General features: G+C 71.5%; 13 protein-coding genes. 6 read left to right on the top strand and 7 right to left on the bottom strand.

What is annotated here, in order from left to right; all coding sequences use genetic code 11:
* Window positions 1-85 precede the first annotated feature (85 nt).
* Together AB0I72_RS02015 and AB0I72_RS02010 are read right to left on the bottom strand one after the other, a co-directional pair.
* On the bottom strand, window positions 86-289 hold the full coding sequence (locus AB0I72_RS02015; RefSeq protein WP_358561733.1) for a cold-shock protein: 204 nt from the start codon (window positions 287-289) through the stop codon (window positions 86-88).
* A 472-nt stretch (window positions 290-761) separates the two neighbouring features.
* Window positions 762-2,399 (bottom strand): phospholipid carrier-dependent glycosyltransferase, encoded by a 1,638-nt coding sequence (locus tag AB0I72_RS02010; protein WP_358561730.1) that lies wholly within the window; start codon window positions 2,397-2,399, stop codon window positions 762-764.
* 102 nt (window positions 2,400-2,501) lie between these two features.
* Between AB0I72_RS02010 and rsmI the strand changes: the two genes are divergently transcribed.
* Both rsmI and AB0I72_RS02000 read left to right on the top strand, forming a co-directional pair.
* Window positions 2,502-3,386, top strand: a complete 885-nt coding sequence (gene rsmI / locus AB0I72_RS02005) for a 16S rRNA (cytidine(1402)-2'-O)-methyltransferase (RefSeq protein WP_358561727.1) — start codon at window positions 2,502-2,504, stop codon at window positions 3,384-3,386.
* Window positions 3,379-4,041: an AIM24 family protein gene (locus AB0I72_RS02000; protein WP_358561723.1), complete on the top strand. Its 663-nt coding sequence runs from the start codon at window positions 3,379-3,381 to the stop codon at window positions 4,039-4,041. The genes rsmI and AB0I72_RS02000 overlap by 8 nt, the downstream gene beginning before the upstream one ends.
* A 112-nt stretch (window positions 4,042-4,153) precedes the next feature.
* Here the strand turns inward: AB0I72_RS02000 and secD are convergent, their stop codons facing one another.
* Together secD and AB0I72_RS01990 are read right to left on the bottom strand one after the other, a co-directional pair.
* The gene (gene secD / locus AB0I72_RS01995) at window positions 4,154-6,799 is read right to left on the bottom strand and encodes a protein translocase subunit SecD (protein ID WP_358561720.1); all 2,646 of its coding nucleotides are present in this window, start codon (window positions 6,797-6,799) and stop codon (window positions 4,154-4,156) included.
* 75 nt (window positions 6,800-6,874) lie between these two features.
* Entirely contained in the window at window positions 6,875-7,366 is a 492-nt protein-coding gene (locus AB0I72_RS01990; RefSeq protein WP_358561717.1) for a hypothetical protein, read from the bottom strand.
* A 297-nt stretch (window positions 7,367-7,663) separates the two neighbouring features.
* Between AB0I72_RS01990 and metG the strand changes: the two genes are divergently transcribed.
* Window positions 7,664-9,484 carry a methionine--tRNA ligase gene (metG, locus tag AB0I72_RS01985; RefSeq protein WP_358561714.1) on the top strand — a complete coding sequence of 607 codons (1,821 nt, stop codon included), beginning with the start codon at window positions 7,664-7,666 and terminating at the stop codon, window positions 9,482-9,484.
* Window positions 9,477-10,400 carry a TatD family hydrolase gene (locus AB0I72_RS01980; protein ID WP_358561711.1) on the top strand — a complete coding sequence of 308 codons (924 nt, stop codon included), beginning with the start codon at window positions 9,477-9,479 and terminating at the stop codon, window positions 10,398-10,400. The genes metG and AB0I72_RS01980 overlap by 8 nt, the downstream gene beginning before the upstream one ends.
* Before the next feature lie 103 nt (window positions 10,401-10,503).
* On the opposite strand, the gene rsgA is transcribed toward AB0I72_RS01980, so the two are convergent.
* The 3 genes from rsgA to AB0I72_RS01965 all read right to left on the bottom strand — a co-directional run bounded on the left by rsgA (window position 10,504) and on the right by AB0I72_RS01965 (window position 14,312).
* The gene (gene rsgA, locus AB0I72_RS01975; RefSeq protein ID WP_358561708.1) at window positions 10,504-11,619 is read right to left on the bottom strand and encodes a ribosome small subunit-dependent GTPase A; all 1,116 of its coding nucleotides are present in this window, start codon (window positions 11,617-11,619) and stop codon (window positions 10,504-10,506) included.
* Between the two features lie 293 nt (window positions 11,620-11,912).
* Entirely contained in the window at window positions 11,913-13,337 is a 1,425-nt protein-coding gene (locus tag AB0I72_RS01970) for a sugar porter family MFS transporter (protein ID WP_358561705.1), read from the bottom strand.
* A gap of 333 nt (window positions 13,338-13,670) precedes the next feature.
* Window positions 13,671-14,312, bottom strand: coding sequence for a TetR/AcrR family transcriptional regulator (locus AB0I72_RS01965; RefSeq protein WP_358561702.1), 642 nt, complete (start codon window positions 14,310-14,312; stop codon window positions 13,671-13,673).
* Between the two features lie 243 nt (window positions 14,313-14,555).
* On the opposite strand from AB0I72_RS01965, the gene AB0I72_RS01960 reads away from it, so the two are divergent.
* Window positions 14,556-15,260, top strand: a complete 705-nt coding sequence (locus AB0I72_RS01960) for a carbonic anhydrase (RefSeq protein ID WP_358561699.1) — start codon at window positions 14,556-14,558, stop codon at window positions 15,258-15,260.
* 139 nt (window positions 15,261-15,399) lie between these two features.
* Window positions 15,400-15,645 (top strand): hypothetical protein, encoded by a 246-nt coding sequence (locus AB0I72_RS01955; RefSeq protein WP_358561697.1) that lies wholly within the window; start codon window positions 15,400-15,402, stop codon window positions 15,643-15,645.
* The last annotated feature ends 8 nt before the right edge of the window (window positions 15,646-15,653 follow it).

Here is a 15,653-nt window from a genome sequence, read left to right as displayed (position 1 = left end):
CGTGCCCGGATGACGTCGAGGTGTCCGAAGACCGACCGGCCCCCCGCTCACGGGGGAGCGGGGGGCCGGTGAAGACGGTTGGCGGTCAGACCGCGCGAACGTCAGACGCCTGCGGGCCCTTGGGGCCCTGGATGATGTCGAACTCGACCTTCTGGTCCTCTTCCAGGTTCCGGAAGCCGCTGCCCGCGATCGCCGAGTAGTGGACGAACACGTCGGGCTCGCCGTTGCCCACGGCGATGAACCCGAAACCCTTCTCAGAGTTGAACCACTTCACGGTGCCCTGAGCCATGTGCTCTCCCTTGGGGACTACTTCGGGGCCGCACCCTGCTGGCCCCGGGTCGCCGGGCGCCGCACCGACGAGTCCTCCCCGACGAGCGCCCACGTGCAGTTCCGCGAGGCGCCTCGGGCATCCATGGAAACAACAACAGCAACCAGTTGCTGACAGTACCAGGACGAGTGCTCGCTGCCGAGAGTTTTCCGGAAGGAATCCACGGTTTCGCGCTGTCCTCTTTCGGCTACTCCAAACTATTGATTTCCACCGCCGCTGGTACTAGGGCGTGCATGGCGGACACTTGCCCTGCTACACGTCGCCCCAGCACAACTCTCGCTGCGTTCTCATCAGTCGACAGCCAACCCGGGCTGACTCCTTCTTCGGCCTTGCGATAGCCGCACTGGATGCGCCGCTCGCGACGGGCAGCATCCACCACACACGCCCTAATGGACACGAACTCCGTCCGTGGGCAAACGCCTCCCGAACCTGGTCAGGAGCCCCCGTTGCCGTAGATCCACACGTCGAACCACAGCCGTTCCCGCCAGCTCGCCTCGTCGAACGGGTAGGCCGACAGCACCGGGTACAGATACGCGAAGTGCGCGATGATCAGCAGCAACACCACGCCGAAGACGATTCCGCCCAGCGCCCGGCCGTAGGGGGCGAATCGCGGACTGTCCTCACCGGCCCCCATGACCAGGCCCAGCATCAGCACGATGCCCAGGACCAGGAACGGCAGGATCGGCAGCGCGTAGAACAGGAACATCGGCCGGTCCGGGTAGGCGAACCACGGCAGCCAGCCCGCCGCGACCGCCAGCAGCACCGCACCGGCCCGCCAGTCGCGGAAGGTCACCCACCACCCGATCATCACCACGAGCGCGATGATGCTGATCCACCAGATCACCGGCGTGCCGATGGACACGATCGAGGTCACGCAGTCACCGGTGCCGCAGCCGACCGCCTCGCCGTTGTAGTGGAACATCACCGGCGTGCGCATGACGAGCCACTCCCACGGCGCCGAGATGTAGGAGTGGTCGCTGGTGAGGTTGCTGTGGAAGTTCATCATGCGGACGTGGTAGTCCCACAGACTCCACAGCGCCTCCACGGGCGCGCTCAGCGGCGCGGGCACCCACTCGGGCAGCACCCCGACGACGCGGTCGCGGTTGTAGCCGCCGCTGGTGAACAGCCACCCGGACCACGAGACGAGGTACACCACCGCGGCCACGACGACCGTCTGGACGAACGCCGGGACGGCGTCGATCCCCAACCAACGCCAGAACGGCCGCTGCTGACCCACACCGCGCCGGGCCCCGTAGTCCCAGGCGACGGTGAGGAGTCCGAACGCCGCCACGAAGAACAGGGCCGACCACTTCGTGCCGATCGCGAGACCGAAGCACAGACCGGCCGCCAGCCGCCACCAGCGGGCGCCCAGCCATCCCACCCGGGCCAGGTCCGCACCGGACTCCGCCAGGCGGGCCAGCCGCTCCCGGGTGACGTCGCGGTCGATCACCAGACACGCGAAGCCCGCCAGCAGCCAGAGCGTGAGGAAGATGTCCACCATGGCGATGCGGCTCAGCGTGAAGTGCAGCCCGTCCAGGGCCAGAATGAGGCCCGCCGTGCAGCCCAGCAGCACCGACCGGGTCATCCGCGTCGCCACGCGCACCAGGATGAGGACGGAGAGCACACCGGCCACCGCGGAGGCCACCCGCCAGCCCTCCGGCGTCATCGACGCCCCGAACGGCAGGAGCGACCACAACCAGTCGCCGAGCGCGATCATCCACTTGCCGACCGGCGGGTGCACGATGAAGTCGCCGGCGCCGGTGAAGATGTCCCGCTGCCCCTGGGCCAACAGGTCGTCGGCGCGCTCGACGGTCTCGTGCTCGTAGCCGAAGTTCCAGAGCCCGTAGGCGTCCTTGGCGTAGTAGGTCTCGTCGAAGTAGATCCGCGCGGGCTCACCGAGGTTGAAGAACCTCAGGGCTCCGGCGAACAGCGCGACGAGGACGGCGCCCGCCCAGCCCAGCCACCGGGGTTCCGGGCGGGCGGTCGAGGGGCGGTTCAGGTCGAGGCGCTGGTGGGGAGGGTGCGGCGACGTGGGAGGCGGTGCCTCGGAGGAAGGTGCGGTGGTGGTCATCTCGGCTCGTAGGTTGGGGTTCGGAGATGGGTCCGTGCGGACCGCGAAACCTATTCGGTCGGCGTGACAGGCCAACCGTAGCGTGACAGGACGGGGATCACAGTGGTTGAGGGTGTGGCTGGTACACGGCGCGTCGGGACGCTGACGCTCGCCGGGTTGCCCATCGGGAACCTGGAGGACGCGCCTCCCCGGCTCATCCGCGCGCTGGAGGGAGCGCGCGTGATCGCGGCCGAGGACACGCGCAGACTGCGTCAGTTCGCCGCGCGCGCGGGCGTGCGGCTGGGCGGCGCCGAGGGCGCCAGGGTCGTGTCCTACTACGACGCCAACGAGAGCCGCAGGACCGACGAGCTGCTCGGCGACCTGAGGTCCGGCACCGACGTGCTCGTGGTCACCGACGCGGGGATGCCCGGTGTGTCGGACCCGGGCTACCGCCTGACCGCGGCCTGCGCGGAGGAGGACATTCCGGTCACCTCCATCCCTGGTCCCTCAGCCGTCACGACCGCGCTCGTGGTCTCCGGACTGCCCACCGACCGATTCTGCTTCGAGGGATTTCCGCCGCGCAAGGGGTTGACGGGGTATCTCGCCGACCTCGCGGACGAACGGCGCACGATGGTCTTCTTCGAGAGCCCGCACCGGATCGCCGCGACGCTGGAGGCGATGGCCGGGGCCTTCGGCGCCGACCGCCGCGCCGCCGTGTGCCGCGAGCTGACCAAGACCTACGAGGAGGTGCGCCGCGGCGGGCTCGGGGAGCTGGCCGCCTGGGCCGCCGAGGGCGTGCGCGGGGAGATCTCCGTGGTCGTCGAGGGCGCGCGACCGGGCGGCGGTTCGACGGACCCGGGCGACCTGGTCGCCGCGGTCGCGGCCCTGGAGGAGGAGGGCGTGCGCCGCAAGGAGGCGATCGCCCGGGTGGCGAAGGAGGCCGGGGTGCCCAAGCGCGAGGTGTACGACCTGGTGCACGGCGTGGGGCAGGATCAGGGACATGCGTAGCGAACTCTTCCAACGTGTCCAGGAGAACAACATTCCGGGCATGTCCCTGCAGAACCACAAGATGCTGCGGATCGGCCTCAACGGCGAGGTGTTCGCCCGGCAGGGCTCGATGGTGGCCTACCAGGGCAACGTCGACTTCTCCTACCAGGGCGCCGGCAGCGTGGGCAGGTTCTTCAAGAAGGCCCTCACCGGCGAGGGCATGCCCCTGATGCGGATCACCGGCCAGGGGGACGTCTTCCTGGCCCGCGACGCCTGGGACGTGCACCTCATCGACCTGGAGGGCGATGCGCTCACCGTCAGCGGCGACAACGTCCTCGCCTTCGACCCCACCCTGAGCTGGGACATCCGCCGCGTCGAGGGCGCCGGGATCATGACCGGCGGCCTGTTCAACACGGTGTTCCAGGGGCACGGCCGCATCGCCATCGCCTGCCACGGCATGCCGGTCCTGCTCAACGTCGACCAGCCGACCTTCGTCGACACCGACGCGGTGGTCGCCTGGTCCAGCTCCCTGCGGACCGGGGTGCGCAAGACGGTGAAGGCGGGCGCGCTGATCGGCCGGGGCAGCGGCGAGGCCGTCCAGCTGGCCTTCGAGGGCCAGGGCTTCGTGCTCGTCCAGGCGTCGGAGGGCGCTCCGGCGCCCGCCGCCACGGGGTGACGGAACCCCCACCCCCCGCCTTCCGCCCCCGACACACGGGAAGGGCCCCGGGAACCGTGCCGCGGCACGGTTCCCGGGGCCCTCGCGTTCGGGACGGACCCGTCGGCGTGGCCTACACGACCGCGCCGTCGTCCATCTCGCGGGCGGCCTTGGCGGCGGTGCGCTGCTTGGCCTTGCGCTCCTTGAGCACGTGCGGGGCGGGCGTGTTGTCCCACTTCTGGAAGAAGACGGCCAGCGGGACCGCCACGAACACCGTGGAGAACACGCCGGTGGTCAGACCGACCAGCATCGCGATCGAGAAGTCCTGGAGCGAGGACCCACCGAAGAAGGTGAGGAAGCCCAGGATGATGAGCGCCCCGACGGAGGTGTTGACCGTACGCGGCACCGTGTTGAGCACTGCGCGGTTGGCGATCTCCGGGAACGGCGACTTCTCGTCCCGCGCCCACTCGTCGCGGACACGGTCGAACACCACGACCGTGTCGTTGACGGTGAAGCCGATGACGCTCAGGATCGCGGCGAGGAAGACGCCGTCGATCGGTTTGCCCAGCCAGATGAACAGGCCGATCACCAGCGTGATGTTGAACGCCAGCGACAGCATCGTCGACAGGCCGAAGGACCAGCGGAACCGCCAGGCGAGGTAGATCAGCTGGAGGGCGAGCGCCGCGCCCAGGGCGATGAGCGCCCGGTTGCGCAGCTCGTCGCCCATGCTCGGGCCGATCAGCTCGTCACTGAGCAGTTCCACCCCGCCGGTGGCCTCGTCCAGCGCGTCCTGGACGGAGGCCGCGTCGGAGTCGGAGATCTCGCCGGTGCGCACGGACAGGTCGCCGTCACCGGACTCCTGCACGACCGCGGTGTCCGAGCCGGGGAAGTCGAGTCCGGCGACGACCTCGCGGGCCTCGTCCACGCTCAGGTCCTGGTCACCGGTGATCTCGTACTCCAGGACCCGGCCACCGGTGAACTCCACGCCCAGGTTGGTCTCCCGCACGAACGGCGCGGCGACGGACGTCGCGACGATGAGCCCGGCCACGATCAGCGCGATCCGGCGGTACTTCATCACGTCGGGGTTCTTGGTGGTCAGCCAGGTGCGCACCGAGCCGATCCGATTGAGACCGGAGACCGCCGGGTGCTTGCGGACGACCGCGCGGCGGACCGCCCACTCGACGAGCACGCGCGCGATGACCAGGGCGGAGACCATCGAGGCGATGGTGCCGATGCTCAGGGTCACACCGAAGCCCTGGACGGTGCCGGAGGCGAAGAAGAACAGCAGCGCCGCGGCGATGAGCGTGGTGATGTTGGTGTCGAGCACCGCGCTCCACGCCTTGCGTCCGCCCTCGACGAAGGCCTTCTCCAGGCTCGGCGGGATGGCCCGGCGGCGACGGCGGCGGGCCGCGGCGCCCTTGACGTCCTCGTCGTCGCCCTCCCGCATGCCGGAGGCCCGGTTGGCGTCGTAGACCTGCTGCTGGCGCTGGAACTCCTCGCGCGCGCGCTCGAAGATGAGCACGTTGGCGTCGATGGCCATACCGATCGCCAGGACGAAGCCGGCCAGACCGGGCAGGGTGAGCGTCGCCCCGATCGCGACCAGGGCTCCGTAGGCGATGAGCGTGTAGAACGCCAGGGCCACGGAGGCCAGCAGACCGACGAGTCGGTAGACCAGCGTGATGTACAGCGCGGTGAACGCGATGCCGAGGAGGGCGGCGATCGCGCTCGCCTCGATGGCCGCGGCGCCGAGGGTCGGGCCGACCGTCTGGCGCTGGACCTCGGTGACGGGCAGCGGCAGCGAACCGCCCTCGATCAGGACCGCCAGCTCGCCCGCGCTCTCGCTGGTGAACTCGGGGTTGGTGATGGTGGTGACGCCCTCGCGGCTGCCCGCGTCGCAGATGTAGCTGTTGTTGAGCTCCGGGGCGGAGATGATCTCGTTGTCGAGGACGATCGCGACGCGGCGGCGCGGGTCGCCGACGCTGTTGCAGGCGGCCTCGGCGGTGAGCTGCTCCCACTCGTCGCGGCCCTCGCCGCGGAAGTTGACGTCCACGACCCAGGAGGCGCCGGTGGCGCTGTCGAGCCGGGCGGTGGCGCCGGCGATGTGGTCGCCCTGGATGGCGGCCTCGCCGAGCTGGAGGTAGGTGCCGGTGGAGTCCGGGAGCGTCATGACGACGTCGTCGGGGTTCTCCGCGGGCTGCCCCTGACCGGCGGTGGGGTCGCCGCCCATGCCGCCGAGGAGCTCCTCCAGGTCCTCCTGGGTCATCTCGGACTCGCCCCCGGTGGACTCGTCGCCGGACGACTCCTCGCCCTCGCCGTCCTCGGCGTCGGCGGGGGCACGGGCCTCGTCGGCGGTGTCCTGCGGGGCGTTGGCGAAGTCGCCCTGGGGCTGGACGCCCTGCCCGCCCTGGCCGGTGCCGAGGACGGGGTGGATGGTCAGCTGCGCGGTCTGGCCGATGATCTGGGCGGCCTCGGCCGGGTCCTGGACGCCGGGCAGCTCGACGATGATCCGGTTCTCACCGGAACGCGACATGTTCGCCTCGGCCACGCCGAGGCTGTCGATGCGCTGGCGCAGCACCTCGATGACCATGTCGGTGTTCTCGGAGTTGGCGGGGGTGCCGTCCGGGCCGTCCTGGGTCTCCAGGACGATCTGCGTGCCGCCGCTGAGGTCGAGACCCAGACGGGGCGGGATGAACCACGCCGCGCCGAACGCGACGAGGACGACGAGGAGGGAGATGAGCGCGCGAATCCAGCGCCCTCCGGCTCCCGTTTGACTGGACAAGGGGTGGGACCTCTCACTGCGGATGGGTGGATCGCCGGGCGCGACCGGTGTGCCCCGGGCGCGGTCCGACGGGGGTCAGACGGTGGTGGGCGCGGTGAGAGGAGGCGCCCGCGTGGGCGGCAGCTCCCCGAGGGTGACCTGCTCGGGCAGGGGATCGGGGTGCGGACGGGGCAGCGGCCACCACGGCTGTTCCCACGCCGCCAGCCGGAGCGCGCAGCTGGGCACCGCGTCGGTCAGGTCGCGCGGCGTGGCGCGCTGCTCGCAGGTGACCGGGGCGGCCGCGGCGGTGAACACCGGGTGCTCGCGGGGTCTGGCGCGTTCCTTGGGACCCTCGTCGGTCGGCGCGTCGGTCCGTTCGGCGTCGGCCGCGCGGTGCGCGCCGACGTCCTCGCCGGGGCCGAGCGCCGGTCCGGCGCCGGCCAGGCCGCGCGGCGCGAGCTCGGGCCCGCCGGGCACGACGGCGCCGGAGGCCAGGGGGAGCGACAGCACCACCATCAGCACCATGCCGGTGATCAGGGCGGTGGTGCGGGCAGGGCGGGGCCGTGCACGGACAACCGTGGTGACCACCGTGACCACCGCCTCGAACGAGAAGGACCGGGTTTCCTGTGCGGCCGCCGGGCGCCCCGGTCGCGATCGGCGGCGTTCTGCAGAGCATACGGGCACGTTCGCACCGGGGGGAATCGTCCCACGGGGACCTGTGGACGACCACATCCGGCCTCGGGCGAGGGGGCGGCTCCGGTCACCGCCGTCAGGGGGCGGCTCCGGTCGCGTGGAGGGGCCGAGTCCGGACGCCTCGGCCACGCGCGTCGGCCGGACCCTGTGCCGGAGGGCGCGGTCGTGCCCCGACGGCTTTAGTCTTGAGGCATGTCGTCGAATCGTCACATCCTGACCGCGGTCGCCTGGCCCTACGCCAACGGACCGCGCCACATCGGTCACGTGTCCGGCTTCGGAGTCCCCTCCGACGTCTTCTCCCGCTTCCAGCGAATGTCGGGCAACCACGTGCTGATGGTCAGCGGCACCGACGAACACGGCACCCCGATCCAGGTGCTGGCCGACCAGGAGGGCGTGAGCGCCCGGGAGCTGGCCGACCGCTACAACCGGATCATCGCCGAGGACCTGGTCGCCCTCGGCCTGTCCTACGACCTGTTCACGCGTACCTCCACCGGCAACCACTACTCCGTCGCCCAGCAGCTGTTCACCACGCTGTACGAGAACGGCTACGTCTTCACGCACACCACCAAGGGCGCGATCTCGCCGTCCACGGGCCGCACGCTGCCCGACCGCTACATCGAGGGCACCTGCCCGATCTGCGGCTACGACGGCGCGCGCGGCGACCAGTGCGACAACTGCGGCAACCAGCTCGACCCGGTGGACCTCATCGGTCCGCGCTCGCGGATCAACGGCGAGTCCCCCGAGTTCGTGGACACCGAGCACTTCATGCTCGACCTGCCCGCCTTCGCCGACATCCTCACCACGTGGCTCAAGGGCAAGGAGGGCGACTGGCGTCCCAACGTCCTCAAGTTCTCCCTGAACCTCGTCGAGGACCTCCAGCCGCGCGCGGTCACCCGCGACCTCAACTGGGGTGTGCCCATCCCGCTGGAGGGCTGGTCCGACAACGCCAACAAGCGCCTGTACGTGTGGTTCGACGCGGTCATCGGCTACCTGTCCGCGTCCATCGAGTGGGCCCGCCGGATCGGTGAGCCGGACGCCTGGCGCCGCTGGTGGCAGAGCGACGACGCCCGGTCCTACTACTTCATGGGCAAGGACAACATCGTCTTCCACTCGGTGATCTGGCCCGCGATCCTGCTCGGCGCCAGCGGCGAGGGCGACCGCGGCGGCGACACGGGCGAGCTGGGCGGGTTCAACCTGCCCACCGAGGTCGTCTCCAGCGAGTTCCTCACCATGGAGGGGCGCAAGTTCTCCTCCTCGCGCCGCGTGGTGATCTACGTGCGCGACTTCCTGGAGCGCTACTCCGCCGACGCCCTGCGGTACTACATCATGGCGGCCGGTCCCGAGACCCAGGACACCGACTTCACCTGGGCCGAGTTCGTGCGCCGCAACAACGACGAGCTGGTCGCGGCCTGGGGCAACCTGGTCAACCGGTCGATCTCCATGGCGGCCAAGAACATCGGCCGCATCCCCGAGGCGGGCGAGCTCACCGACGAGGACCAGCGCGTGCTGGCCGACTCGCGGGCGGCGTTCGCGGCGGTCGGGGCCAGGCTGGAGCGGTCCCAGTTCAAGGCGGCGCTCCAGGAGGCGATGCGCACCGTCGCCGAGGCGAACAAGTACATCTCCGACCAGGCCCCGTGGGCGCTGAAGAAGACCGACCCGGAGCGGATGGCCACCGTCCTGCACGTGGCGCTCCAGCTGGTCCACGACGCGAACACGCTGCTCACGCCGTTCCTGCCCGAGTCCGCCAACAAGGTGTACGCGATGCTCGGCGGCACCGGCACCTGGTCGGGCATGCCGCGCCTGGAGACCGGCCACGACACCATCGGCGGCTCCGAGGAGTCCGTGGACTACCCGGTCATCACCGGGGACTACGCCGACGACGAGGCGCGCTGGGAGTCCCGGCCGATCGTTCCGGGCACCCCGCTCAGCCGCCCCCAGCCGCTGTTCGCCAAGCTCGACCCGTCCGTGGTGGACGAGGAACTCGCCCGCCTGGAGGGCGAGGCCGATGGCTAGGCGCAGCGGGAAGGCGGTCCGGGAGCGCAACAGCCAGACGCCGCCGCCCGTGCCCGAGCCCCTGCGCGTCCCCGTGGCCGACAGCCACACCCACATGGACATGCAGACGCCCGGGGTCGAGGAGATCATCGCGACGGCCGCGAGCGTCGGCGTCACCCCGCTGATCCAGGTGGGCGTGGACCTGCCGTCCTCGCGCTGGGCCGCCGAGACCGCCGCGGCGCACCCGGGCCGGGTGTGGGCGGCCGTGGCACTGCACCCCAACGAGGCGCCGCGCGTCGTGCACGGCGACGGGGCCGAGGGCGTGGAGGTCGACGACACCGACTGGGCGGGCAAGACCCGGCCGGGAGGCGGCTACGAGGGCCTGGCGGAGCAGCTGGCCGGGATCGACGAGCTGGCCGCCCTGCCCCACGTGGTGGCGGTCGGCGAGACGGGCATGGACACCTTCCGCACCGGCCCGGAGGGGGCGCGTGCGCAGGAGGAGTCCTTCCGCCGCCACATCGACATCGCCAAGCGGCACGGCAAGGCGGTGATGATCCACGACCGCGAGGCGCACGACGACGTCCTGCGGATCCTGGCGGAGGAGGGCGCGCCCGAGCGGGTGGTCTTCCACTGCTTCTCCGGCGACGCCGACATGGCGAAGGTCTGCGCCGAGCAGGGCTACTACATGAGCTTCGCGGGCAACGTGACCTTCGCCAGCGCCGAGCCGCTGCGCGAGGCGGCCCGCGTGGCCCCGCCGGAGCTGGTGCTCGTGGAGACCGACGCGCCGTTCCTCACGCCCAAGCCCTACCGGGGGCGGCCCAACGCCCCCTACCTGATCCCGCACACGCTGCGGTCGCTGGCCGAGACCAAGGGCATGGACGAGGACGAACTCGCCGCCGCCGTCGCGGACAACGCGCGGCGCGCCTTCGGCTTCTGAGCCCCGAGCCCACGTGACGCCCGGCCTCCCGATCGGGAGGCCGGGCGTCCGTCACGCGGGTCCGGCGAGTGCCCGCCGGGGACTCGACCCCGGACCCCGACCCTCAGAACGCGTGGCCGCGCTTGCGCCGCCGGGCGTCCCTGGCCACCTTGTCGTTGGCCTTCCAGCGCCGCTTCTCCTCCTCGCGCAGGCGGCGGTCGGCCCTGGACCGGTTCCGCTCGGCCTCGCGTCGGAGCCGGTTCCACCGATCCAGCCGCCGGGCGTCCAGCTCGCCCTCGTCGACGGCGGCGACGACCGCGCAGCCCGGCTCGGGGCCGTGCGAGCAGTCCGCGAACCGGCACCGCTCGGCGAACTCCCGGATGTCGTCGAAGGTCTGGTCGACACCGTCCGTGTCGCCCGGGACGTCGATCCGGCGGACGCCGGGGATGTCCAGGACCATCGCGCCGCCGGGCAGCGTGAGGAGCTGGCGTCGGGTGGTCGTGTGGCGTCCGCGCTTGTCGTTCCGGATCTCGCCGGTGTCCATCAGCGTGCGTCCGGCGATCGCGTTGACCAGGCTGGACTTCCCGGCGCCGGACGTGCCGAGGAGGACCCACGTGCTGCCGGGCAGCAGCAGACGGGCCAGGTCGTCCAGGCCGTCCCCGGTGCGGGCGCTGACGGTGTGCACGTCCGCGCCGCCGGCGACCGACTCGACCAGCTCGACCACCTCGGCGAGTCGGTCACCGGCGAGGTCGGCCTTGGTGACGGCGACGACGGGGGTCGCCCCGCTGGCCCAGGCCAGGGTCAGGAAGCGTTCCAGGCGGCCCACGTTGGGCCCCTGGTCGGCCGCCTCGCAGATGAGGACGGCGTCGACGTTGGCGGCCAGGACCTGGTCGTGGGAGTCGGTGGCCACGCCCTGGCGGACGAGGGCCGAGGAGCGCTCCAGGACGGCCTCGATCAGCCAGGCGTCGCCGGAACGGCGGACGGCCACCCAGTCGCCGCTGGTCGGGGCGCTCGCGGGGTCGGTGCGGGCGGCCCGGCGTACGGCGGGGGCGTGCTCGGCGGTCTCGGGCTTGGGCAGCAGCACCTCGGCGCCGCCCCGGCGCGCCGCGGACACGCGGGCGGGCAGGAGTACGTGTTCGCTGGTCAGGGCGACGGCGTCGAAGGCCGCCTCGACCTGGGAGGACCAGCCGTAGGGGGTGAGGGGGTGCGACGCGCGGGCGTCGGAGTCGTGAGTGCTCACGTCGGGCTCTCTGTGATGGCGAGCCCCGGGAGGAGTCGGTGTCCTCAGGGCTCGCGGACGATCGGGGAGGTGGGCTGGGGGGTGAACGTGAACTCAGCCATGGTGTGGTCCTCTCCGTCGTCGGACGGCCCGTCGCGCCGTGCGCGGGTCCCGCGATTCTAGGCGGGGCGGGTCCGCGGGCGCCAGCGGTTTTCCGACGCGCCCGGTTCCCCGGTGGGCTCCGCTCCTCGGCGCCCACGCGCGCGGGGGCCGACCGGTGCGGTCGACCCCCGTGGACGCGTGGCTCCGCCGCCTCAGCCCATGTCCTCCAGCGACCGGCCCTTGGTCTCCGGCACGAAGCGGACGATGAACGGGATGGAGAGCAGGGCGAAGGCCGCGTAGATCACGTAGGACCCGGACAAGTTCCAGTCCGACAGGGACGGGAAGCTGACGGTGATGAGCCAGTTGGCGATCCACTGCGCGGAGGCGGCGACGCCCAGCGCGGCGGCGCGGATGCGGTTCGGGAAGACCTCGCCGAGCATCACCCACACGACCACGCCCCAGGACAGGGCGAAGAAGAGCACGAAGGCGTGCGCCGCGACCAGGGCGACGGCGCCCTGGGTGTCGGGGAGGGCGACGGCGCCGTCGATCTCGGTCCTGAACGAGAACGCCCAGGCGGCCAGGGCGAGCGAGACGGCCATACCGGCGGAGCCGATCAGGGCCAGCGGCTTGCGGCCGATCCGGTCGACGAAGAGCATCGCGATCACGGTGCCGAGGACGTTGATGATCGAGGTGGTGAACGAGTAGAGGAACGAGCTGCCCGGGTCGACGCCGACCGACTGCCAGAGCGAGGAGCTGTAGTAGAAGATCACGTTGATGCCGACGAGCTGCTGGAAGACCGACAACCCGATGCCGACCCAGACGATGGGCAGCAGACCGCCCCGGCCGCCCACGAGGTCGCGGAGCCTGGGCTTGTGCTCGCCGCGCACGCGGGCGTCGATCCGGGCGACCACGGCGTCCACGTCGGTGCCGTCGGCCTCGACCGCGGCGAGCACCCTCGCGGCCTCCTCGGTCCGCCCCTGGGCGACGAGGTGGCGCGGGGACTCGGGGATGCGCAGCGCCAGCAGGCCGTAGAGGGCGGCGGGCAGCACCTCGACGCCCAGCATGACCTGCCAGGCCTCCAGACCGAACAGGGCGCCGCGCTGGTCGCCGTCGGCCAGCGACAGCAGGCCCCAGTTGACGAGCTGGGAGACGGCGATGCCGAGCACGATCGCGGCCTGCTGGAAGGAGGCGAGCCGTCCGCGCTGGGCGGCGGGGGCCACCTCGGCGATGTAGGCGGGGGCGATCACCGAGGCCATGCCGATGGCGACGCCGCCCAGGGCGCGCCAGAAGGCCAGGTCCCAGGCGGTGAAGGGGAGCATGGAGCCGAGGGCGCTCACGGCGAAGAGGACCGCGGCGACCCGCATCACCCGGGGACGGCCGACGCGGTCGGCGAGGCGACCGGCGACCATGGCGCCCAGCGCGGCGCCGAGCAGGGGGATCGCGATGACCGCGCCGAGGGCCGCGGAGCCGACACCGAACCGGCCCCGGATGCCCTCGACGGCTCCGTTGATGACCGCGCTGTCGTAGCCGAAGAGGAAGCCGCCCATCGCGGCGGACGCGGCGATGAAGATGACGTAGCGCAGGTGGTGCGGCCTGGCCGTCGACGGCCGTGGCCGGGTGGGTGAGGTGGTGCTCACGGGGTCTCCTGGGGTGCGCGGCGGCGATACCGGGCGTGGCGCGGACGCACGTCCGGGGGATGTGTGCCCGCCTTGGCATCGTCATGTGTAGGCAAACGCGGATCCGCTGCCTTCATGTCTTCAAGAACCTTAAACAAAATAGTGATGTACGACGCAACCCAGGCGTAACGATCGTCTTTGCTTTCATGACTTGAAGACAAGGATGCACGGTCGGGTGTCCGCTGCCACCGGGGGTTCTGGGCACGCCAACGGATCCCGAGCAGATGGTGTGACGTGTGCCACGTGTTGGCCGGGGTTTTGCCTGACGGTGTCGGGGGTGGGCCGAGCGGGGTGTTACCGGTTCTCGGTCCGCATCCCCTGGAAGGCGATGCGGCACAGGGAGTCCGCCAGCTCGTCGGCGTCCAGGCCGCGGTGGGGCTTGTACCACTCGACGATCGAGTTCACCATGCCGAACAGCAGGCGGGAGGCGACCGCGGGATCGACGTCGTCGCGGATCTCCCCGGCGGCGATGCCCTCGCGCACGAGGTCGGCGACCAGGTGGTCGAACTCGCGGCGCCGGGCCAGCGCGTGCTTCTCCACCTCGGTGTTGCCCCGGACCCGCAGCAGCAGGGTGACGTGCGGCAGTTGCTCCACCAGGACGCGGACGCTGCCGTGGAGGACGTTCTCCAGGCGGCCGATCGCCGGGCCGGTGGTCGACGCCTCCTCGCGCGTGACCGCGAAGAGCGCGTCCAGGGCCAGGTCCAGGGACCGGCGCAGCAGCTCGGTCTTGCCGCTGACGTGGTGGTAGATGGCCGACTTGGTCACGCCGAGCGCGCGGGCCAGGTCCTCCATGCTCGTGCCGTCGTATCCGCGCTCGTTGAACACGCGGGCGGCGACGCGCAGGACGGAGTCGGCGTCGTGGCCGGGGCGGCCGGAGCGGCGTCGGGCGGCCTCACCGCGCGCGGGAGCTGGTTCGACTGGGGAAGTTCGGGACACGTCTGTCGAATCTACCTCCTGCCGGGCCCCGCGTGCGGGGGCGGCGTCCGCCCGAGGCCCCGTGTCGCCGGGTGCGTTCGGGGCCGCGAACTGAACGAACGGTCGGTTGGTCATCCAGCCTAGACGACCGCCGTTAGGGACTCGTCAAGGTCGGTAGTGTCCGGATAGTCGCGAAGAGTAGGTTCTGTGGCGTCCGTGAAACCCACGGTGTTTTGAATACATACGTGAGGATTTGCACCCCCTATGTCCCTCTCACGCCGAGGTGCCCTGCGCGCCTCCCTCCTCGGCGGCGCCGGCGTCGCCGCCGCGACCGCACTTCCGGCCTCCGCCTTCGCCGAGCCCGTCCCCACCGCCGAACCGGGCTCCGTCGACGCCGACACCGCGATGCGCCTGCTCCGGCGGGGCAACCGGCGCTGGCGTGCCTTCCGCTCCCGTCACCCGCACGAGGGCAGAGCCCGCCGAGCCGAGCTGACCGCCGGTCAGTCCCCCTTCGCCACGGTCCTGGGCTGCGCGGACTCGCGCGTCCCGCCGGAGTTGGTCTTCGACCAGGGCCTCGGCGACCTGTTCACCATCCGGTCCGCCGGAGAGGTGCTCGACGAGTCCGTCCTCGGCAGCGTCAGCTACGCGGCCGAGCACCTGGAGGTGCCGCTCATCGTGGTCCTGGGGCACTCCTCCTGCGGCGCCGTCACGGCGGCGGTCGAGGCGCACCGGACCGGCGAGATCCCGCACGGCCACATCGGCTACCTGGTCGAGGAGATTCTCCCCGTCGTCGAGTCGACGCCCGACGACGGCGAGGACTTCGTCGACGACTGCATCCGGGCCAACGCCCGGCACGTCGCCGAGACGCTGCGGCAGGACGCCGACCTGCGCGACCGGGTCGAGTCCGGGCGGCTGGAGATCGTCGCCGCGCGCTACGACCTGGAGGACTCCCGGGTCACCTGGCTCTGACGCACGGGGTGCCCGGGAACGCGGCGGGCGCGGGCGCGGGCCGCCCGATCGCGCGCCGTCCGTTTCCGGGCACTTCACAGCGTCGGACGGGATGGGGGAGAATGCGGTCAGAGCCCCCCGAGACCGCAGGGAGACCGGTATGTTCCGGATCGCCATCAGCCGCCTCGCCGACGACGGGTGGCGCATCGTCCCGGAGCGGCGGGAGACCGCCATGACCGTCGACGAGGCGCTGCGCGCGGTGGAGAAGTACCTGCCCACCGTCGATACGAGCGAGATCGACGGTGACGTGGTGCAGCGGTCGGTGAACCGGGTCAACGACTTCCGCCGCGACGTGTCCACCGCCGACGGCGACCGCTACCGCGTGGTCATCGCCCCCATGATGTGAGCCCGTCG

The sequence above is a fragment of the Nocardiopsis sp. NPDC049922 genome, assembly GCF_040660275.1.
Taxonomy (GTDB): Bacteria; Actinomycetota; Actinomycetes; order Streptosporangiales; family Streptosporangiaceae; genus Nocardiopsis.
Note: the sequence above shows the minus strand (reverse complement) of the source record. Positions and strands in the feature narration are given on the sequence as shown.

Bases quoted from the DNA above. Each gene is read 5' to 3' on its own strand.
- AB0I72_RS01960 (WP_358561699.1), top strand. From the start codon at position 14,556: ATGTCCCTCTCACGCCGAGGTGCCCTGCGCGCCTCCCTCCTCGGCGGC.
- AB0I72_RS01955 (WP_358561697.1), top strand. From the start codon at position 15,400: ATGTTCCGGATCGCCATCAGCCGCCTCGCCGACGACGGGTGGCGCATC.
- AB0I72_RS02000 (WP_358561723.1), top strand. From the start codon at position 3,379: ATGCGTAGCGAACTCTTCCAACGTGTCCAGGAGAACAACATTCCGGGC.
- AB0I72_RS02015 (WP_358561733.1), bottom strand. From the start codon at position 289: ATGGCTCAGGGCACCGTGAAGTGGTTCAACTCTGAGAAGGGTTTCGGG.
- AB0I72_RS01980 (WP_358561711.1), top strand. From the start codon at position 9,477: ATGGCTAGGCGCAGCGGGAAGGCGGTCCGGGAGCGCAACAGCCAGACG.
- metG (WP_358561714.1), top strand. From the start codon at position 7,664: ATGTCGTCGAATCGTCACATCCTGACCGCGGTCGCCTGGCCCTACGCC.
- AB0I72_RS02010 (WP_358561730.1), bottom strand. From the start codon at position 2,399: ATGACCACCACCGCACCTTCCTCCGAGGCACCGCCTCCCACGTCGCCG.